Source organism: Halorubrum salinarum, from assembly GCF_013267195.1.
In the GTDB taxonomy this organism is placed as follows: Archaea; Halobacteriota; Halobacteria; order Halobacteriales; family Haloferacaceae; genus Halorubrum; species Halorubrum salinarum.
Map to the genome: position 1 here is coordinate 117640 of NZ_CP053943.1, position 19938 is coordinate 137577.

A 19938-nucleotide genomic window follows, 5' to 3' on the forward strand; every position below is an offset into this window, starting at 1 on the left:
AGGACTGAGCGCGAGCACGCGGGAAAAGGTAGCGGGGCAGGAGTCGGGTAGGTGTCTGTCGAGGTATCCAGTACAGGATGGACCCGCGATAGCGAAAGCCCTAGACGACCCGTTTGACTGTTCCAACGACTCGTATCCGAATTCAAACATATCATATAAAAAATACTTATTGAGGTACGGGCACTATCTCAAACTGTAATGAGCGACACAACCCAATTCCGCGTCCTCGACTTCGACTGCCCGACCTGCGCGAGTACCGTCGAACGCGCCCTGTCGAACGTCGACGGCGTCCAGCACGTCGAAGTCCACTACGCGACCGGCCGCGTCGAGATCGAGTACGACGACAGCGTCGCTGACCCCGACGCCTTCGCAGAGACCATCGAAAACCAGGGGTACACTCCCCAGCCCGCCTAACACTATGAACAAACAATCGATCACGCAGTACTACCGGAACCACCGGAAGGCCATCGTCACGGCGACAAGCGGCCTGCTGTACGGCGGTGGCTGGAGTCTCGGCTACCTCACGAGTTTCGAGATGGCAAGCGCCGCCATCCTCGTCCTCGCGACGGTCGTGGGTGGCTACGACATCGCCAAGACCGCTTACCACGAGGTCACCAACCGGACGCTCGGCATCAAGACGCTGGTGACGCTGGCTGCAATCGGCGCCATCGTCATCGGCGAGTACTGGGAAGCCGCCGCCGTCGTCTTCCTGTTCAGCCTCGGCAGCTACCTCGAGGGCCGCACGATGCGGAAGACTCGGACGGCCCTCCAGGAGCTGCTGGAGATGACGCCCGACACGGCGACCGTCCGTCGCGACGGGACACTCCAAAAGGTCTCCGCCCGCGATGTCGAAGAGGGCGAAGTCGTCGTCGTAAAGCCGGGCGGGAAGATCCCGGTCGACGGAACCGTCGTCGACGGCGAGAGCGCAGTCAACCAGGCGCCGGTCACCGGCGAGAGCGCGCCCGTCCACAAGGCCGACAGCGACGAGGTGTACGCCGGGACGGTCAACCAGGAAGGCGCACTGGAGGTCCGGACGACGGGTGCGGGCTCGGATACGACGCTCGAGCGCATCATCCGCCGCGTCGAGGAGGCCCAGGAGGCCCAGTCGCCCACGGAGAGTCTCATCGACCGGTTCGCGAAGTACTACACCCCAGCCGTCATCGTGCTCGCAATCGGCGCGTACGCAGTCACGCAGAACGCGATCCTGTCGCTCACCTTGCTGGTCATCGGCTGTCCGGGCGCGCTGGTCATCGGACCGCCGGTCAGTATCGTCTCGGCCATCGGGAACGCCGCCCGGTCGGGCGTCCTGATGAAAGGTGGCGAACACCTCGAACGTGCCGGCAAGATCGACCTCGTTGCCTTCGACAAGACCGGCACCCTCACGAAAGGTGAGACCACCGTCGCCGACGTCGAGGGGTTCGGCGTCGACGACGACGAGGTAATCTCGCTCGCGGCGACTGCCGAGAAGAAAAGTGAACACCACCTCGCCGACGCCATCGTCGACGCAGCACGCGATCGTCCGACCGCCGCAACCGATGGCGGAACTGCGATCGCCCATTCCGATGCCGCGAGCGCCGAACACCGGTCGGTTCCGGATCCGGATGACTTCGACGTGGTCGCCGGCAAGGGTGTCGTCGCCCATACGGACGGCCACGAGGTCGTCGTTGGGAACCGGGCGCTGCTCGACGACCGCAGCATCGACATCCCGGATCACATCGCCGAGTACGTCCGTGGCCGCGAGGAACGCGGTGAGACGGTCGTCCACGTCGTGCGAGACGGCAGCATCATCGGCGTGATCGCGATGCGCGACGAACTTCGAGAGGCCGCTCCTGGCGTCGTAGCGGCGCTTCAAGATGCCGGCATCGAGACGGTGATGCTCACCGGCGACAACGAGCGGACGGCAAGTGCCGTCGCAGGGGAGGTGGGCATCGACGAGTACCGCGCCGAACTCCTTCCCGAGGACAAACAGACCGTCATCGAAGAATACCAGGCCGACGGCCACGTCGTTGCGATGGTCGGCGATGGCATCAACGACGCGCCGTCGCTGGCGACCGCCGACGTCGGTATCGCGATGGGCGCTGCCGGCACAGACACCGCCATCGAGACGGCGGACATGGCGCTGATGGCCGACGACCTGGAACGCATCCCGTACGCGGTCGCACTCAGTAAGGCGACGCGCTGGAACGTCCTCGAGAACGTCGGGCTCGCGGTGCTGACCGTGACCGTCCTGCTCGCTGGCGTGCTCACCAGTTACGTCACGCTCGCCGCCGGGATGCTCGTCCACGAAGCCAGCGTTCTCCTCGTCATCCTCAACGGGATGCGACTGCTCCGACACTAATCACCACAACCAATGACAACAAATTCACCTGCGACTGACGCGACGCACACTAGCACCGACTGGCAGGTCGCCTACGACGCCGACCCGATCGAAATCCGCGACCCCGTCGCGGAGGCCCTCGGCGTCCTCACATCAGGCGATCCGTTCGTCGTCACCTACACGGACGCGGTGAAAGAGGCCGGTCACTCCTGTCCGACTGCCTCGGGCGCCTACCGGATCGTCCAGCTCGGGCTCGATGCCCTGTATCCCGACGACTATCCAATCCGAACCGAAATCGAAGTCCAGGCAGCCGGCCCGCGAGACGATGCTGCGTACGGCGTGATGGGGCGCATCATTTCGTACGTGACTGGCGCGACCGAGGACGACGGATTCAGCGGGCTCGCCGGTGGTCATGGGGGGCGCCGTGACCTCCTGCACTTCGACGCATTCGATCCAGACACGGCGGCGCCGACGTTCCGGTTCCGGCGAACCGATACGAACGAGACCGTCGAAGTGACCTACCATGTTGGCGACGTTCCTGACGGGGGACCCGCAATCGGGAATCTCCAGGAAATACTGGATGGGTCAGCAAGCGATCAACAGCGGGAGGCGTTCGCTGACGCCTGGCACCACCGGGTACAGGTCGTCCTCAACGACGACTCGCTGTTCACCGTCGAAGTGGTGTGACCACGTCGGTCCACCCCCACACTCGAAAAAAAAATTACTCCGGTATACTATCGATCTCCTCGAGCGCCTCAGTGGCGACATCACCAAGTTCTCCAGCCTCAATATGTGAATACCGTTCTCGGACCATCTCTTCGGAGTTATCGAGATACCGGGCCGCCACCGTGTATCCGAACGCTCGGACAAGCACCTCTCCCATCCCTCGGCGACCGCCGTGCGGAGCAAGATAATCGTGTTTCGGATGGTCGATGTCGATCCCTGCGGCCCCCGAGAGCCGTTGGAGAATCGACCGTGCGCCATCCGTCGTGATCGACGGCGGCCGAATGTCCTCATCGAGCGCCAGCAGCAGGTCGCGAGCGTACTCCGTACGGCGTTTAGTGATTGCTTCTGGGCGTTCCCCTCGTTCGGCTAGCTCTTCCCGGACGAGCTCCGCGAGCGTCCGTTGGTCGTACGTCGGAAACACCGGCCAGCGCTCCGTCGGTGGATCCATCAGCTGGCGATAGCTCCGGAGCGGCGAGATCACCGGGTCGGGAAGACTGGCGGCGTCCCACTGCTGTTTCTTCCGGTAGACATCCATACTCCCCTCGTCAAGCGAGAGGTCCTCCCAGCGGACGCCCCGGCGACGCGGGTCGTTCGGATCCCGGAGGAGTTCCCCGACCCGAACGGCGGTGTACGCGAGGACGAACACCAGAGCCCGGTCACGAGCCGCCTTCAGCGCCGCATAGCGTCCTCGCTGCTTGTCGAGGGGGTCAGTATCCTCTGGGAGTGTCGTGTACGCCTCGACGGCGTCGCGGGCCCGTTCGTCGACGTGGCGGGTGAGGACGTGGCGTTGTTCCGACGTCCAGGCCTGCTGGTCGCCGGGCTTGCGGCCGTCGTCCTCCGGCAGCGGCGCCATCGCACTCGCCCGCTGCGCGTAATGCGCTTCGAGGTAACCCTCGTTGACACACCACCCGCACCACGCAGAGATATAGCGATAATAGGTTTGTACCGTGTTCTGTTTGAGTCCACGATCGCCGGTAAGATGGCGGGCGTACTCCCGAAACACGCGTTCGTCGAGGTCCTCGAAGGTGGGCTCCTGGTCGACGTTGCCGGAGACGATCCCGGTCCAGTCGTCGTCGCCGCGGTCGCCGGCGGCCCACTCGGCGAACCGCTCGAGTTCGCGTGCAGCGTTTCGTCGGTAGTTCCCGCCGTCGCCACCGCGGCCTTTCCCCTTGTCTTGGAGGTAGCGTTCGAAGGAACTCGCGAGTGATTGATCGGCGCGTTCTCGGGGCGTCATGAATCATCACTCGCGTACTGGTAATTCGGACGGACGTCCTCAAGAAGTTCTTCGACGATTTCCCAGAGAATCAGGGAGGGAGACTCGTGTGCGAATGTGATCCCCCAGCGGTCCTCCGTATCGGCAGCTGAGTACTGGAAATGCGCGTGTCCGAGATCGGGATGGTCTTCGTCCTGGTGCCAGCCGGCGTGAAAGCCCGTGTTCGGGTCGGTGTAGTTGATACGGAACCAATCGTGGGGGTCCTGTCGATACCACTTGACGGTGAGTTCCGGCGAATCAGGGCCTGTCGGGGGATCCTCAAGGCGGGCCGAATCGAAAACCGCTCGCAGTTGCTTGGCCTCGATATCGTCGGGAACGAACTCGACGGTCGTGATCTGAGGAACCCTGTCGAGGACATCCCGCTTCAGTTGGGCGTAGAGGTTTGCGTTCGGGTCACCACCTGGATGTGGAACCGACATCCGTTAGCTGCTGGCCTCAGCAGGCTCTGTCGTCGGAGCGAGGAAGTCCCATTCGCGGATGGCAAACCCGACAATCTTGATACGTCGCTGAAGGTGCTCCCACTCACGGGCAATCTCGCGGCGTCGGTCTTCCTCGTCGGCGTCAAGAGACTCCTCCGCGAGCGTCCCGCGAAGCTGGTTCGGCGATTCAACGCCGAATTCGTCCTCCCAGTCGCGGATCTGCGCCTTCATATCGGCGAGACGGTCCGTGAGTTCCTCGACAGTGTGTCCGCTGTCTCGAAGCCGCATCGCCTCCTGCATCGCTTGGCGGCGGTAATCGGGGTAGTACGTGGTGTGAGTCCCGCTATCGTCGCGGTGGAGGACCCCGTCGTCGACGAGTCGCTCAAGGACGCGTTTGGTCGGCTCGTGTGACCAGCCCGCTTCGGAAGCGATCCAGTTGGCTGTCCGCGGCTCCGACAGCTGCCGGGCGATCATCCGCACACGGTCTTCACCCGTGGTCTGGCGCTCCATCAGGCCCTCGGAGTTTGATTTGTCTTCGGTCATACCACACCATTCGTGCTTTGTCTTAATATAGGTTGAGGTCATTCGTCCTATATCGAATCTCATCTGTCACCATCGCCCCGACCACAGCTGTGGAGAGTTATAGTAAAATCGAACCGTGGTCTTGGCGGCTCTACCCTGGGGGAAGCGTCTTTCTGAGCCGGTTGCAGCATTCGTGCTTCACCGACGGCGGCAGGGTACTTCAAAGTGGTCGTGATTACGGGCATAATCAGGACCACTTGTTGTACTTGAGCCATCGGGAGAATTCGGGGGTCTAGAGTCTCTTAGCGTCGGAACTCCGCATTACAGTAGAGTATATATCGTATATCGCTATACAAAATCTCGGGCCTCGCTCTGCACGAGGTCATCCGTCGCCGAGTTCCGAAAGCCGAGCCTTGATTTCCTCGGCATCCGCCTCAGAGAGCGCCTCAACACCGAACTGAACGAGTAGCGGGTAGAAGTGGCGGTTCTTCTTGAACTCGTCCTGGCCCGCCTTGCGGAGCTTTAGCTGGGACTCGAGGTAGGTATCCTCCATCTCGTCGAGGACATCGTCGGGAATGTAGATCGTCCGCCCGTTCCACTCGTCCTTGATGTTCGTCTTCGTTTTGCTCGTTTCGTTCGTTTCACTCGTTGAAGTCGATTCTGTCGTTTCGGTCGATGAACTGGTTTCCACCGTTTCACTCACCTCACTCGTTTCGCTGGAATCAGCCTCGTCGTCCTCCTCTTCGTAGTTGCCCTCGATGCCGGAAGCATCACCCCAGCCGTCGGTCATGCTTCCACCTCCTCAGGTGCGGTCTTCTCAAACGTCTCGTCGAACAGGTCGGCGATCTCGTTGAACAGGTCGCGTGCATCCTCGACGCGCTGGTTCTCCTTGCCGAAGCCGAAGACGGACACCCCCTCGCCGATCGACTGGGAGAGGTCGGTCCGCTTCGGGATCTCGAACACCGGGAGGGAGTACGCCGACTTGATCTCCTCGATGGTGTCGCGGTGTTCAGCGTTCTGCTCGACGCGGTTACAGACAATCGCGATCCGATTGATGTCTCCGTACGCCTGTTCGAGGGAACTCAGCTGCTTTGCGAAAATCTGGAGGCTGTTGGCGTTGAGCTTCTCGGGAATGACGGGGATGACGACGTTGCCGGTTGCGACGAGGGCGTTGTCGGTGAGGACATTCAGGGATGGCGGCGTGTCGACGATGATGTAGTCGTAGTCCTTTTCGAGCTCGTCGAGAGTCATCTCCAACCGTTCGCGACTCTTCGGCGCCTCAAGCAGCGTCTGGATGTTCTTGTTGTTCGCGAGCTTCTCGCTGGCGGGAAGGATGTCGAATTCCTCGTGCTCGACGATGATGTCGTTCACCGACTCCATCTGGTCGAAGTCAAGGACGTCGAACAGCGTCGTACGGTCGGTATCGTAGTACAGATCGTTGTAGCCAAGCGAGCAGGTGAGCCCACCGTGGTAGTCGATGTCGACCAGGAGGACGTCGTGGCCTCGGGCAGCGAGTGCGCCGCCAGTATGAATGACGTCGGTTGTCTTCCCCGCGCCTCCCTTCTGATTCGCCACCGTGATTCGTGCGGTGTTGGTGTCGGTCATTATCTTCGTTTCTCTCGTTGTGTTCGTTTCGTTCGTTTTTCTCGTTTAGTTCGGTGCGTTCGGTGAGGGTGTTTCACTCGGTGGGAGGATTACTACGATGTTAAAACCAACTGTTCGTTTCGCTCGTGGAACTAATTGCGTTCATTTCTATCACTCACTTCGTTCCGTTCGTTTTGTTCGTTTCTATCACAAGCCAACCAGAGTCAAACCAGTTCGTTTGGAGAATTCAATTCATCAACCTCGTTTACTTCATTCCCTTCATTCTATTCGTTTCGTTCGTTCCTTTCGTTTCGGCAAAGGAGGTCGTACCTTCTGTGGGGATGGCGAAGCTGGATAGGATAGTCAGCTGAGAAGGCTTCGACAGGTACTCGCAAAACCGACTTCTCAGAGGGGGTTAAAGCGATCGGACGGACAGACGTATCTCAAACTCTTGGTCCGTCTTCTCTTGAATTTCGTGGCGTACCTCATCTTGGTCGGATTCAATCCCGAACTCGTCCTCAAACGAATCGAACTCAAGCGTCGACAGAATATTCAAGAGGAGCTCGATTCGTCGATCCTGCAGAGTCTCGTAGGTCCAGAAGGAGTTGAAATACGCCACTACATCGGCGTCCACATTCGAAACGTCACCGCCATCGTGCTGCTCACGGAGTTTGTCGAGGGAGTCGCGATCGACGTTGCCGTATTCGGCCGTGAAATACCGATTGGGGTAGATACTGGCGAAACCGTCGATCTCGGAGTAGTACTGCGTCATCTTCTCGGCGAGTGGCCGATTACTCGCCCCGATATTATCGGTGTCACGGAGCAGGAGGAAGTTCCCGATATCGTCGATGAACCCCTGCGTGATGAACTCCGAGACATTGTCTTTCAGTCGCTCCTCCTCTTCGTCGAGATCAGAGCGCTGCACCAGCTCGATATAGCGTTCGATCTCTGACGCGATCTCGATGTCCGGCTCCGAGTCGAGTTTGAAAAACTCCCGAAGCCACGTCGGGTCTTCCGGGTCGCTGACGGGGGTCTGCGGGAGGACGTGTTCGAGATGGATGTTCCCCATGTTCAGGTCTCGCTCGACGGCACGACTACTGTCGTCGAAGTGATCCTGGGCGATCTTCCCGAAGAGCAGTCGCGCTGTTCCGGTACTCCAGGACTGCGTCTGGACGACCGTATCGACGAACCTGTCGCCGAACAGCGTCGGCGTAGAGGAACGCATCTCGGTGATGAGGTACTCTCGAGAAGCCTCGTATACACTATCTGGAGTGGCGTCGGCAGTTGGTGCGAGATTGAACTCCTCGACGGCCTCGATGAAGACCTCGCGGAAAATACTCGGACGTTCAGAGATGAGGAGGCGTCGCAGGTTGAGTTTCTCGATGGTCTCTAGTACGCGGTGGAACTGTGCTGCATCCCGTTCCGATTCAGGATTGGTGTGATAGTAGAGCGCCAAGACGAATGGCCGCCACTGGTCCATCTGTTGGTTATTGAGGCGAACAAGGATTTCCCGACACTGCTCTCGGTGACTGGCTAACTCAAGATCGTCAGCGGCGAGCTCCGTGGTCGTGATATCTTGATAGTAGTCGACGAGGTCGTGCGCGTAGTCGAGGAAAGCCTTCGCTTCATCGAGATTCCGAAGCCGCGGGACGACATCCGAGTCGATGTTCCGTGTGTCGAAGGCGTTGGTCAGTTCGGCGCTCGCGTCACCAATCCTGTCGATGCCATCGTCGACGATACTCAGATAGATCGAGAGGTAGTCGTCGATGGCGTCACCATCGGTTGCGAACGCCACCACGATGTCCTCCCACTTGTCGACGTACTCGTCTTTCACGTCGGTATCGAAGAAGGCGTTCACGACCGCCGCCCTGATACGGTCGATCTTCGTCAGATCGACGCCACGGTCGTTCAAAATCTCGAATATCTGCATCCGGAAGTCCGACTCCGCCTCTCGAATCAGGTACTCCCCGACGTGGTAGGAGTTATAGACGTAGTTGAGGATGTTCACGAGCGCTCGCACCGTCTCGTCCGGCGTGTAGGCGTCGGCGACGACGCCGCTGATCTTCTCGTCGTAGAACTCGTAGGCCTTCAACAACCGCCGGTGCGAGCGGTACAGTTTGAAGAACGCCCCCGAGGAGAGCGAGTCAGTATCCAGGTCCGCGAGGTCATCGTCCGTGGTGCCGAACCGGTCCAGACATTCCGAGACTTGCACCGCATCGCTGTTGTTCCCGTGAATGCTGAAGTCGGCCTCGTTCTTGAGGTAGTCCACCTGGGCGGAGGGCCCCATCATGAGGGCTTTGAAAAATTCAGCGTCGTGTTTGTTCAGCGTGAGCCGGGGCTCACGTTTGCCGAACGACTCCTCCACATAGAGGATATCGGTGATTCGCCCGATCCCGTAGTCCCGGAACTCCGCCAGGGTATCGTCCTCGATAGAGGCTGGATCGACGTCCTCGAGGTGCTCCATAAGGACGCGCAACAGCAGGTGTGTCGTCGTCAGCCGCTGTTGGCCGTCGATGACCTCGTACACCTGTTTGTCGTCGTTGACCGCGAAGTACATCGAGCTGAAGAACACGTCCGACACTTCGCGTCGGTCAGCGACCAGGTCGGCATTCACGAACTGCTCGATGTCCGACCAATACTGTTCGTGGTGGATGTTCTTCCACGAGTACAGTCGCTGGTACTCTGGTACGTTGAACTTCTGATCGGTGAGAACCTCCCCCAGAGTCCGTTTCTCCATCTCGAAATTCTCGGCCGTAATCGGCCGAACTACTTTCCCATCACCGACATTCCGGGTATCGAGATCTCTGCCATCGTAGTCGATGTACTTATCATACAAATCGTCAGCCTCGTCCGACATTATTGACTGCTGTTTGTAGTCCGTCCATTTACCGTTGTGGGCGGGTTTCCGGGCCGAGTCAGGTCACCCCAGAAGGTTAGCGAGTTCGTGGAGGCTCTCTTTGAGATTACGCTGGAACTCGGTAGAGACGGTAATGAACTCGCCATCGTCGCTGTGTTCCTTGTACTTTCCCAACGATAGAGCGAGCTCCCCGCTCGGGGTTGCAACGAGCTTGAAGATAACTGAAGTACTCTGTAAGCCGGTTTCCAGCCACGCCTTTTCGATATCTGCCCATTCGCCAGCGGAGGTATCTGCTGAATCCACCTCGTAAGCCAAGCTGTGAACCTTCCCCCGATTCCGAGAGTGTTCAGTCTGAACTGGAGCGAGCACGTGTTCAGTACCGCGGACCTGCTTCCCGAGCTGAAGCATCGTCCGCCCGTCAGGCGTCTCGGTGAGTTTGAACCACTTCTGGTACGGGTCATACGAGGCACTCAACCACCAGAATCCGAGATCGTTCCAGTCCGATTGCCCTCCCTGATCGAACTTCCCGTACTCCCATGCTCGACGAAGCCCCTCGCTGTGTTCAGCTAGATATTCTCGCGGCAGGACGACGTCCATCGAGGGATTGGCTGGCTTTGATTGTCGAAGCCAGTGGATGACGCCGTGATACCCGTCGCTGAAGTCGTGTTGGACCGCGTGAGGCCAGATCGGAAGAATGCCAGAGAGATCGACGTTGAATCCGGAGAAGTCCTCTTCTCCCAACCAGAGGACGCTGTACTCTGTAGCAAGATACTCAGCGGTTACTGCGTCGACGTCCTTGTCCTCGTGTTTGTGCTGTACTTCGACGCCGATGCCACGGCCCTCAGGGAACCGAGGCTGTGGAAACTCAACGAGAATATCGGCACGCCGGTCACCCAGCTGCTGTTCTAGCCCTATTGTAGCGTCGGGATACTCGGTCGTGAGCTTCGAATACGCGATCGACTTCATCCGCAAATGAGGTGGAGATTCACCGCCACAGTCCGTCTCCTCTTCAGCAGCGTGGTAGAAATGCCGCGCGACGAACGACCCCTTCCGGCGATGGGAGTCGCGAATTTTTAATTGATCGCCGCACTTCGGGCACTCGAGGAAATCCCCTTTCTGTACCTGATTCGGGATAACCTCGGTACCGTCGTGGAGGGCCAAGAACGGCATACTAGTTGTCGCAGTTTAGCAGTCCACCTATAGAATAATACCCCTGTTGTGCCCCTCGCTTGAGAGGTACATCTATTTAATCCGAGAGTCAGTCAGCCATCAGTAAGAATGGTGTCAGTCTCACTTCTCGAATTTGCCAACGCCAATCGACCCATCTACTTCAAACCAGAAACCGACATAGAGGTATTTGACGATGACGAGGAAGAGTGGAATCCGCTGTTCAAATCCTCATACTCCCTTTCAGCACTCATTGAAGCGCTCAAAGCGAACAGAATAGAAGCTGGGAACGTCCGCTTCGAGGACTCGGTCGCCCAGGAGTATCTTCACCACCTCAAGGAAACAGGGATTGATGACCAGCTGCATCACGAGGATCTAATGAATCGTGCCCGGCTCGTGGCGTTTGCTGACGCAGGATACACAACGGTCGACGACCTCCTGGGGACAGCGGATCCGATCGATATCTCAAAAGATACCGGTGTGGACCGCGATGTCGTCTCCAGTATCGCGACGAACCATCTCGACGGCTTCTCGTCAGGGAGTTCATTCGGTGATACAGGTCCGCTACAACAATTGAATCCAAAGGACTCGTTCACTGGATGGGACCTCGTAGAGGCGTCCTCAAACCGGATTCGGTGGGTTTCGGCCGGGCGATTCAACCTTACCATCAGTCCGGCGCCGGACGGGAGTACCACAATCGCGTGCAACGCACCAGAAGCAGAGCGGAACGCTTGGTATCGGAAAGGCCGTTCAATCGAAGCGGGACCTGATGAGTCGTTAACCCCCGAGGAAGCCCTAGAACAGTCTCACGAATGGTTGAAAGCGCATCAGCTGGAATACAAGGATGATCTCGCCGAACTCCCTCGAATTGGGGCGGCGACCAAGGATTACCTCGCGCTCGAATACGGGATCACATCGCGAGAGGAACTCCGAACATTTGCAGAGGACCAACCTGAGGAGTTCGACGACATCTTTGGCTCTCCTGGAAGCGACCTCAGAGAAGCATTAGAACGCTAACCCGGCCACCGCGCACACTTCCGACGCTATCGAGAGCAGATGTCACAAGAGAGACGCAGCAATCTGGAGCAAGAAGCCGAATAAGAGGAGAGAACTGCCAGCCCGAAGATACCACTCGCGGGCCCGTTGTTCAAGCTGGTGAACGTGGCGTTCGATATATCGATCAACGAGTGTTCGAGAAATTCGTCCGTCGCGAGCGTGAATCGAATCCCCATCGGTGTGATATCGAACTTCGACAGCGTCGGGCTCGTCCTCCAGGCTTACGACGACGATCTCCTTTATTGGGCCATGTACCTCGACTCGCCCGTCGAGTGCCTCACATACGGCCTCAAATCCAGAATCATCCGAGGTCAGTTTCCCTTCGCTCAGGAGAGTTACCCGGCCCTGTTCGATTTGTTGGATTTCATACTCAGGTGTTTTGTATGCCCGAAATTGTTCGAACTCAGGAAGGACAACCATTAGGGCACCAGCAGCATCTAGGCCCAAACCTACGGTAGCAAGCGTTTCTATCCCGAGCATTTGTTGATTTCAAAAGATTTCATCAGTTTTCGAGGACTTCATTAACAGCTGGGATCAATTCAGACCGATAGCCAGCAGACACAAGGAACTCCTGGATGTGCTCAAACTCCTGCTCTCCCTCTGGAGAGTTTGTCAGGAGTAGTTCTTCGATTACCTGCTCACCGTCATCGCAAAGAGCTACAGATTGGGCGAGAGGAGTGTCCTCAAGTGGATCTCGTCGCTCATCAATCACGATCGGCTGCCACCCGTCCTGGGACTGATATCGATAGAGAGTAATTGTGCGGACGGTATCATCGTCGACGAAGAAACTCGTTCGTTCGCGGCGTGGAGCAATAGCGAATTTCCCGCCATTAATCTCCTCTGCCAATAGGTCGAACTCGTGAAATTCTGCAGGAACGGGACCGTCAACGACGTGAGTAATGACTCCCGGCCAAGTGAATCCGTAGATTCGCTCGAAGAAGTTAACCGACTGGCTTTCACCGGATTCAAAGACCAGTAGGAGGTCTCCGAGCTGGATTTCTCTCTCATCAACTCGGATGTGGGAAGCGTAAGGATAAGCGTCACTGTCGTCCAGAACCTCGATGTCGGGTTTAGACATAATCCTGAGTTGAGTGTGTGGTGGTATGTCGTTTTATACTCCTTGGCACTCGGAGAAGATACAGATTATCTTTGTATCGACAGACAGCGACAGGTATGGAAGCAACACGAGAAAGGGCTCTTAGCGAACGCGAGTTCGAACTATTGTTAGAAGGAGCCGGGCGGATGTCAGATACCCAAAGACGTCTAGAGACACGAGCGGCTATCCTCCTCGGGGGACGTTTGGGACTCCGGCCAGGAGAAACGACGCACCTGTCTACGTCGTGGATTGACCCAGAGCGTCAGATGATTCAAATTCCTAAACAAGAAGATTGTACAAAGGGACGTGACGGCGGTATCTGTGGCTACTGTCGGCAAGCAGTGAAACAACGAATGGACCACAATCCCGAGAAAGACTTCCAAAGCTTTGCAGATCGCTATTGGCTCCCGAAAACAGAGGCCGCGTCTCGAACAGTGCCGTACCATTTTTCGTATCGAGTCCGAATCGCGATTGAGTTATTACTTAAGGAACATGGCGGTTGGCCATATTCGTTCTCGACCTTACAACGACGGCTGGAGACTGCCCTTGAACTGTCTCCAGAACTGTCCAACGACGCAACCTCGTTACACGGACTACGTGCCACAGCAGCGTCGTACCATGCAGGAAGAGGCTTGGATCTCCCCGCACTCCGAGCAATGTTCGGTTGGGAAGACATCACGACTGCACGTCAATATCTGAATGTCGATGGAGCGATGACCCGGCGAGCGCTGGACAGTATTCATCAGTAAATCTGGACCCACTGATGACCGGGAACCAAGTGTAGCGCTAATTCAGTAGTTATTCCATCGGCCCTACGTCCCCAAGATGAGCGTATTTTTCAGCAACCTTTTCGAAGTACGCTTCCGTCATAATTCGAGGATTCGACACCCGATGAAAATCATCAAGAACGAACTGCATTTCCTCCTCATCCAGCCCATATGCGTGGAACACGGCCGCATCGACTTCGGCTTGTAGTTCACGCCGAGTCTCCATATCCGTCGCCGGCTCAATCCCGCCGAGTCGCTCACGCATCTCAGCAAACTCCTCACCATAACAGTTGAGCTTCGCCGCTCGATCAGCGATGTAGTGGAACCAGTCGTCGCCGTCAGTGAGACGAGGAGCCTGTGACTCCTCAAACTTGTACTTCGAGGCGTGGGAATCGACCTTTGTCCGCATCAAGAAATCGAACGGGATACTGTTGATCAGCCCAAGTGCGACGAAAAGCTCCTTATCAGAAAAAACACGGTCGTAAGCACTGTGCATCGGGAATTCCGAAAGGTCGTCCTTGGTAGGGTTTGCTTCGAATGGCCGAACCGTGTACAGCGTATGGACGACGACTCCACCCGGTGGGATTACAGCCGCAATGAGCGTCCGTTCGTCGGTTGCACGAGCGACTTCACGGAGCACAAGCCGGTATTCAGAACTATGGAGACGGATGTCCTCCAAAGAAAGTTCGGGGCGGTCGAATTCTTCTGTTAGCAACCGATTGACGAATCGCTTCTGCGAACCTGCCGGGAGATGGCAGAACTCAGGGTCATCAGCGAACTTGTTGTAGATAGCCTTCTTCAGGCTGATCGCATCGTCCCGGGCACGGAAGTTCTTCTCTCGAACGCGACGCTTCGCGCTCAGCTCCTCGTTATCTTCATCGACACTCCACAAAGAGATGGGTTTGAGATCGTCGACGTAAGTCGACTCATAACAGAATTGGTGAATGTTCTTTCCCTGATAGACCGGATAATCCCCTTTGGATTCGTCTTCGATGAATCTATCCCGATCTCGTCCTCGATCCAGTTCCTTGTACAAGACCGTTCGCCAAGCACCTTCAATTTCAGTCGCCAATGGTGGTGTCTGGAGAATTTTATCCAGCACTGAAACCTCCTGCTGGTCCTCGATGTTGGGGAAAATTCGAGCTCCAGGAGAATACTCTTTGAGGATTCGCGCTGGAATTTCTAGAGCTACATCGTCAATTGACCGAAGAACATCAACGGAAGTCTGATGAAAGATTCCGTGGACAGTATCAGTACTTCCCTCTGTTCGGAGCGTAACGATACCGAAGTTATACCTAGTGTCTATATCGGAGAAGATACCGCGATTTTCAAATCCGATGATACTCTGAATCTCAGACTCTTCCAATGCATGTACTCGCAAATCCTTTCCAGCGGCGGCATTGAAGAACGGACCTGGAAGCAACTGTGAAACATAACCACCGTCTCTGACGATATCATAGACTCGCTCAAAGAACAGTAGGGACAGGTCGTTCGTCCGTGCAACCTGTTGTCCTTCTACGCTTGGTGTCTGGTACTCGTATTCTCCACTCTGGTTGATATAGGTCGCTTGGCGTTCCTTGTCACGCTGGAACTTCTCCCATTCGGCAGCGATTTCAGGGTTCTTTAAGAGTTCCTCTACCTTCTTGTCCTTTTCACCTGGTGGGCGGCTACGAAACTCAGTATCGTACTTTGGGAAGAAGTCCGTCCGGTATGGCTTCAGCTCATCCCACGGTGGGTTCCCAATGATGACATCAAAGCCACCTTCCCGATAGACTGTCGCGAACTCGAGCACCCAATGAAACGGTGAGAACTCCTCTAATTTCTCAAGAGAAATATCCTCGTCGACAAGTTCGTTGAACTGATCGCGGATCTTCTCATTAAGCTCCTCGCTGTGGGTGTCGATTTTTCTTTCAGCCATTTTACGGGCATTCTGCGCTTCACGGGCAGAATCCGCAGCTCGATGGCGATCCTGTTCCTGGATGACATCCTCATAGAGATCTTTGACTGCAGTTCCGACACCCCAATTCGAGAGTGACGCGTCGCCAGCATCTTCCCTTGCGACTTCTTGGAGCTCAGTGAACCCGATCAGCGAGTTACCCTGACGGATGTTAAAATCAATATTTGGGAGGGGTTCGACCTCGTTCGGTTCGTCCTCGATATCAGCGACCATCGACAGCCACAGGCGTAGTTTACAGATTTCGACTGCCCCGTCTTCGATATCGACTCCATAGAGATTGTGAAGGATGATAGAACGCTTTGCGAAAAGTGAGACCCCTCCATGTCCCTCTTCTATTCTCTCCAATTCTTCACGGCTACGACTCTCCAACTCCCAGCCTTGCCCTTCAGCTTCGAGCCGCTGGAAATACTCAATGCATTGCATCAACTGATCGTCTCGCTATTGGCTGTTTTCGACTTTATTTACGATTGCCGGTGAAATACGAGCTGCTTCTTACACTCTATTCAACAAGTGTATTGACCAGTTCAGTCGAAAGCCACCCTCATATCCATCATTTTCATATGAGTAAAGCAACTTTCAGGTGGTATGACTCTCCAGCAGATCACCGCATCCGATATCGCGGGCTGGGACTCTTTACACGATATAGCGAACTCCTTTGAAAAACGCGGGCTCAAACCACGCCCGAAACTTGGGGGCGATAACGAACTTGTAGTCCAGCTTGATGATGACGAATTCATCGTCATTGTCAATGCTGGCCCCGGTGAGACTGCCACGGACTTCAAACCGGAAAATCGCTCACGGCATACCAACCTTGTTGCCACCAACGATTTCGAGACCTTCACCTTCATTACGCGAGTCCGAAGCTGGGAGGGGCAGCAGCACGGTCGAATTAAGCATCAAAAGATTTCGTTCTCGAAGGAGCAGTTCACGCGGGACAGTGGAGAGAAGAACACTATTCTCCAAAAGCTGAACTCGATCGAGTACGGTTCCTCTGCTGCGATATACGATACGCTCTACGATACGCAACAGGTCGTCAAGGAGTTCTATGAACAGTTCGAGGAACTCCGGACAGATCTCATTCAAGAGGTTACAGGCATCCCTGACGATCGTGGTGATGCGAAGCAACGATATGTGCAGGTCATTCTTGACCGAATGATCTTCCTATACTTCATCCAGGAAAAACGCCTTCTTGATCGGAACCCGAATTACCTTCACGAACAGCCGAATGAAGTCGTTGACGAGGGCGGTGACCACTACGAAGAGTTCTACGAACCGCTCTTCTTCGAATACCTCGCAGAAGACAAACAGAACCCTGACTTCGGTAGTCTTCCGTACCTGAACGGTGGCTTGTTCGCAAAGAATCCTGTCGAAGAGGAGTTTGAGGACGCGAAATTAGGTGGCTCTGCCGAGGAAACGAACGGGCTCTTCGATGATATCCTCGACTTCCTCTCCGACTGGAATTGGAACGTCGACGAACGACTCGACATCGTCGATCCCAAGAACCTCTCCCCGGCGATCTTGGGCCACATCTTCGAACAAACGGTCAATCAGAAGGAGATGGGGGCGTACTACACACCGGAAGAGATCACGGGGTTCATGGCCCGCCGAACGATCCATCCGTATCTGCTCGATCAACTCAACGAGGCTGTGGACGCAGACTACGACGAGATTGACAATGTGTTCGGATTCCCCGTGCCCGAGGCAGATAGTAGCGCAGAAGCTGTTGCCGATGGCGGAACCATAACTCAGCAAGTTCCAACGGAAAATGTCCAGACCAGCCATGTGGAGACTCTCTACCACGACATTCTGAAGGAAGCACACATTCTCGATCCCGCCGTAGGAAGTGGCGCCTTCCTGCTCGCCGCACAGGAGGTGCTGATGGACCTATACATGCAATGCATTGAGTATTTCCAGCGGCTCGAAGCTGAAGGGCAAGGCTGGGAGCTAGAATCCAGAACGCGAGAAGAGATAGAGGAAATCGAGTCGGGGAAAGGCTCCTCATCACTGTACGCAAAGCGAACGGTCATCCTCAACAATTTGTACGGAGTCGATATCGACGAAGGTGCTGTTGAGATTTGCAAGCTCAGACTCTGGTTGTCGATGGTCGCTGATATCGAGGATGAACCGAGTGAGGTGGAGCCGCTCCCCAATATCGATTTCAACGTACGGCAAGGGAACAGCCTAATCGGCCAACTCGATACCGACATCGAGAGTAACGAAGACGGAGACAGCGATCTCGATTCTTGGGAGGTGAAAACTCGCTTTGAGGACGTGAAAGAGGCCATCAAGAAGCACAAGAAAGCGGAGACCAGTGTTGAAGCTCAAGAATGGCGGAAAGAAGCAGAAGTTAGAATTGAGGAACACCGGGACAAATTTGACGAAATCCTACGGCGAGAATTCCAAGACGCTGGCTTTGATGACATAACGATCGAGGGGATTCGGGAGTGGTCCCCATTCCACTGGCCGTTGGAGTTCGCCGACGTCTTCGAGAAAGGTGGATTCGACGTGTTCATCGGGAATCCACCGTGGGACATGCTCTACGCGAATCGCGACGACTTCTTCATCCGCTACGATGAGCAGTTCCGTACCTATCCGTCGGAGGAAAAGGACGGTGTGATGGAAGACCTCCTCTCAAACCCAGAAGTTGCGTGGGAATGGGAGGACTACAAGGAGTCGATGGAAACTCAGGCAGACTTCTTCACGCAGGGAGATGTCTATAAGCTCCAATCTCCGGTGGTGGGGGGTCGAACGATGCCGACAAAGAACGAACTTTCAGCTCTTTTTCTTGAGCGGGTCTTCAGACTCTCCAGAGACGGCGTGAAGGTGAGTCTGCTCCTCCCCGGTACTATCTTCGGGGGAGTAATGGGGAAAGACCTCCGAATGCATCTGCTGGACCATACGGACGTGGAGAATCTCATCGGGTTCGAGAACAAGGGTATCTTTGAGGCCATCGACGATAGATACCGGTTCGCGATTCTGACGTTCGAATATGGGGGGAAGACATCAGCTCTTCGGGGGATATTCAACCAACGTGACATGGATATAGTCTACAGGATCGAAGATGAGGCAGTCAACATTCCGCGCGACGTACTCGTCAGTTATTCTCCAGAAGGGGGAATCTTCCCATCCATCACCTCGCAGATCGAAGTAAGCGTCTTGGAGAAGGTAGTTGAGCAGCCTTCCTTGGGTGAAGATTTAGAGGAGGCTTGGACAGTTGATATGCTCACTAAGGAGTTCGTTGAATCGACTGATAAGGATAGGCTCCTGACATCGCCGGAGGAGGCCGACTATCCCGTCTATGGCGGCAAAAATATTCATCAGTTTCAGTACGATAATACCCACACAGATGCGTTAGATGGACCGCAGTACTGGAGTCGGGGGATGTACGATCCACCGAATAGTGCTCAGTACCGTGTTCGAGAGAAGAAATTCAACAGGGGTAATCTCAAACGGGCAATCTACGACGCCTTTGGAGGTTCAGAAACGAGGAAGTCTCAAGTTCAATTCGTAGATGAACTACTCGAAGAACACCGTAGTCACGGACTTGAGGAAGAAGATGTCCTGCTCGATTGCACTGAATACCGAATCGGCATTCGAGACGTTTCTCGATCCCGGGACGAGCGGACGATAATAGCTACGGTACTTCCGAAGGACGTCATCTGTCTCCACACCATTAACACGTTCAAGCCGTTCGCTATTGAACCGGAAGAGGAACACCTCACAGAGTCCCCACTTCGGTCACCCTACGTCCGGCGATTTACGGATCAAGAACTCTTCGTGGCAACGGGACTCCTGAACAGCATTGCGTTCGATTTCCTGATGCGAACTAAAGTCGAGACGCACATCATCAAGCGCGAACTGCTGGAATCCCAGCTACCACGGCTCACCGACGGAGATGATTGGTTCCATTATATCGCTGAACGAGCTGCCCGATTGAACTGTTACGGGAAAGAATTCAAAGAAATGCGTGAGCGACTCGGCGGAATCGAGGCAGCGGTAGAAAACCAAGAACGCAGAGAATTACAGGCTGAAATCGACGCGGCCGCATTCCACGCGTATGGCCTGGAACGTCGTGACGTGAAGTTTGTCCTCGACGACTTCCATCGCGTTGAGAGTCCGAAGCTGATGGACGAGATGTACTTCGATCTGGTCTTGGAGAAATATGATTTAGTGGATCAGAAGGGGCCCCTACCGTAG

General features: G+C 55.9%; 16 protein-coding genes. 6 read left to right on the top strand and 10 right to left on the bottom strand.

The features are described from left to right. The first annotated feature begins 198 nt into the window (after positions 1–198). The 3 genes from HPS36_RS16680 to HPS36_RS16690 are packed head-to-tail and all read left to right on the top strand — an operon-like array spanning position 199 to position 3004. Positions 199–414: a heavy-metal-associated domain-containing protein gene (locus HPS36_RS16680; RefSeq protein ID WP_004594622.1), complete on the top strand. Its 216-nt coding sequence runs from the start codon at positions 199–201 to the stop codon at positions 412–414. 4 nt (positions 415–418) lie between these two features. Next, positions 419–2338 (top strand): heavy metal translocating P-type ATPase, encoded by a 1920-nt coding sequence (locus HPS36_RS16685; RefSeq protein ID WP_173231033.1) that lies wholly within the window; start codon positions 419–421, stop codon positions 2336–2338. Between the two features lie 12 nt (positions 2339–2350). Next, positions 2351–3004: a hypothetical protein gene (locus HPS36_RS16690; protein WP_173231034.1), complete on the top strand. Its 654-nt coding sequence runs from the start codon at positions 2351–2353 to the stop codon at positions 3002–3004. A 34-nt stretch (positions 3005–3038) separates the two neighbouring features. Here the strand turns inward: HPS36_RS16690 and HPS36_RS16695 are convergent, their stop codons facing one another. From HPS36_RS16695 to HPS36_RS16725, 7 genes are all read right to left on the bottom strand, one after another. Next, positions 3039–4277, bottom strand: a complete 1239-nt coding sequence (locus tag HPS36_RS16695) for a tyrosine-type recombinase/integrase (RefSeq protein WP_173231035.1) — start codon at positions 4275–4277, stop codon at positions 3039–3041. After that, positions 4274–4735, bottom strand: a complete 462-nt coding sequence (locus HPS36_RS16700) for a hypothetical protein (RefSeq protein WP_094529634.1) — start codon at positions 4733–4735, stop codon at positions 4274–4276. The genes HPS36_RS16695 and HPS36_RS16700 overlap by 4 nt, the downstream gene beginning before the upstream one ends. 3 nt (positions 4736–4738) lie before the next feature. After that, on the bottom strand, positions 4739–5320 hold the full coding sequence (locus HPS36_RS16705) for a DUF7342 family protein (protein WP_128904670.1): 582 nt from the start codon (positions 5318–5320) through the stop codon (positions 4739–4741). A 319-nt stretch (positions 5321–5639) separates the two neighbouring features. Beyond that, a complete protein-coding gene (locus HPS36_RS16710) occupies positions 5640–6047 on the bottom strand; it encodes a hypothetical protein (RefSeq protein WP_173231036.1) in 408 nt (135 codons plus the stop codon). After that, on the bottom strand, positions 6044–6862 hold the full coding sequence (locus HPS36_RS16715; protein WP_173231037.1) for a ParA family protein: 819 nt from the start codon (positions 6860–6862) through the stop codon (positions 6044–6046). The genes HPS36_RS16710 and HPS36_RS16715 overlap by 4 nt, the downstream gene beginning before the upstream one ends. Positions 6863–7256: 394 nt before the next feature. After that, entirely contained in the window at positions 7257–9698 is a 2442-nt protein-coding gene (locus HPS36_RS16720) for a DUF262 domain-containing protein (protein WP_173231038.1), read from the bottom strand. A 63-nt stretch (positions 9699–9761) separates the two neighbouring features. After that, positions 9762–10868 (bottom strand): competence protein CoiA family protein, encoded by a 1107-nt coding sequence (locus tag HPS36_RS16725; RefSeq protein ID WP_235681788.1) that lies wholly within the window; start codon positions 10866–10868, stop codon positions 9762–9764. Between the two features lie 108 nt (positions 10869–10976). Here HPS36_RS16725 and HPS36_RS16730 point away from each other — a divergent pair, with 108 nt between their 5' ends. Beyond that, positions 10977–11882 (top strand): hypothetical protein, encoded by a 906-nt coding sequence (locus tag HPS36_RS16730; protein WP_173231039.1) that lies wholly within the window; start codon positions 10977–10979, stop codon positions 11880–11882. A 42-nt stretch (positions 11883–11924) separates the two neighbouring features. Here the strand turns inward: HPS36_RS16730 and HPS36_RS16735 are convergent, their stop codons facing one another. Continuing rightward, on the bottom strand, positions 11925–12401 hold the full coding sequence (locus HPS36_RS16735) for a hypothetical protein (protein ID WP_173231040.1): 477 nt from the start codon (positions 12399–12401) through the stop codon (positions 11925–11927). A 22-nt stretch (positions 12402–12423) separates the two neighbouring features. Continuing rightward, on the bottom strand, positions 12424–12999 hold the full coding sequence (locus tag HPS36_RS16740; RefSeq protein WP_173231041.1) for a hypothetical protein: 576 nt from the start codon (positions 12997–12999) through the stop codon (positions 12424–12426). A 164-nt stretch (positions 13000–13163) separates the two neighbouring features. Here HPS36_RS16740 and HPS36_RS16745 point away from each other — a divergent pair, with 164 nt between their 5' ends. Beyond that, the gene (locus HPS36_RS16745; protein WP_235681793.1) at positions 13164–13766 is read left to right on the top strand and encodes a site-specific integrase; all 603 of its coding nucleotides are present in this window, start codon (positions 13164–13166) and stop codon (positions 13764–13766) included. 49 nt (positions 13767–13815) lie between these two features. Here HPS36_RS16745 and HPS36_RS16750 read toward each other — a convergent pair whose 3' ends face one another. Continuing rightward, entirely contained in the window at positions 13816–16164 is a 2349-nt protein-coding gene (locus tag HPS36_RS16750; protein ID WP_235681789.1) for an Eco57I restriction-modification methylase domain-containing protein, read from the bottom strand. Between the two features lie 162 nt (positions 16165–16326). Here HPS36_RS16750 and HPS36_RS16755 point away from each other — a divergent pair, with 162 nt between their 5' ends. After that, complete coding sequence (locus tag HPS36_RS16755; RefSeq protein ID WP_173231043.1) at positions 16327–19938, top strand: Eco57I restriction-modification methylase domain-containing protein; 3612 nt, start codon at positions 16327–16329, stop codon at positions 19936–19938.

What these genes read in the sequence shown, in the direction of transcription:
- HPS36_RS16695 (WP_173231035.1), bottom strand. Translation starts at nt 4,277, where the DNA reads ATGACGCCCCGAGAACGCGCCGATCAATCACTCGCGAGTTCCTTCGAA.
- HPS36_RS16750 (WP_235681789.1), bottom strand. Translation starts at nt 16,164, where the DNA reads ATGCAATGCATTGAGTATTTCCAGCGGCTCGAAGCTGAAGGGCAAGGC.
- HPS36_RS16705 (WP_128904670.1), bottom strand. Translation starts at nt 5,320, where the DNA reads ATGACCTCAACCTATATTAAGACAAAGCACGAATGGTGTGGTATGACC.
- HPS36_RS16690 (WP_173231034.1), top strand. Translation starts at nt 2,351, where the DNA reads ATGACAACAAATTCACCTGCGACTGACGCGACGCACACTAGCACCGAC.
- HPS36_RS16720 (WP_173231038.1), bottom strand. Translation starts at nt 9,698, where the DNA reads ATGTCGGACGAGGCTGACGATTTGTATGATAAGTACATCGACTACGAT.
- HPS36_RS16755 (WP_173231043.1), top strand. Translation starts at nt 16,327, where the DNA reads ATGACTCTCCAGCAGATCACCGCATCCGATATCGCGGGCTGGGACTCT.
- HPS36_RS16725 (WP_235681788.1), bottom strand. Translation starts at nt 10,868, where the DNA reads ATGCCGTTCTTGGCCCTCCACGACGGTACCGAGGTTATCCCGAATCAG.
- HPS36_RS16685 (WP_173231033.1), top strand. Translation starts at nt 419, where the DNA reads ATGAACAAACAATCGATCACGCAGTACTACCGGAACCACCGGAAGGCC.
- HPS36_RS16700 (WP_094529634.1), bottom strand. Translation starts at nt 4,735, where the DNA reads ATGTCGGTTCCACATCCAGGTGGTGACCCGAACGCAAACCTCTACGCC.
- HPS36_RS16710 (WP_173231036.1), bottom strand. Translation starts at nt 6,047, where the DNA reads ATGACCGACGGCTGGGGTGATGCTTCCGGCATCGAGGGCAACTACGAA.
- HPS36_RS16745 (WP_235681793.1), top strand. Translation starts at nt 13,164, where the DNA reads ATGTCAGATACCCAAAGACGTCTAGAGACACGAGCGGCTATCCTCCTC.
- HPS36_RS16715 (WP_173231037.1), bottom strand. Translation starts at nt 6,862, where the DNA reads ATGACCGACACCAACACCGCACGAATCACGGTGGCGAATCAGAAGGGA.
- HPS36_RS16680 (WP_004594622.1), top strand. Translation starts at nt 199, where the DNA reads ATGAGCGACACAACCCAATTCCGCGTCCTCGACTTCGACTGCCCGACC.
- HPS36_RS16730 (WP_173231039.1), top strand. Translation starts at nt 10,977, where the DNA reads ATGGTGTCAGTCTCACTTCTCGAATTTGCCAACGCCAATCGACCCATC.
- HPS36_RS16740 (WP_173231041.1), bottom strand. Translation starts at nt 12,999, where the DNA reads ATGTCTAAACCCGACATCGAGGTTCTGGACGACAGTGACGCTTATCCT.
- HPS36_RS16735 (WP_173231040.1), bottom strand. Translation starts at nt 12,401, where the DNA reads ATGCTCGGGATAGAAACGCTTGCTACCGTAGGTTTGGGCCTAGATGCT.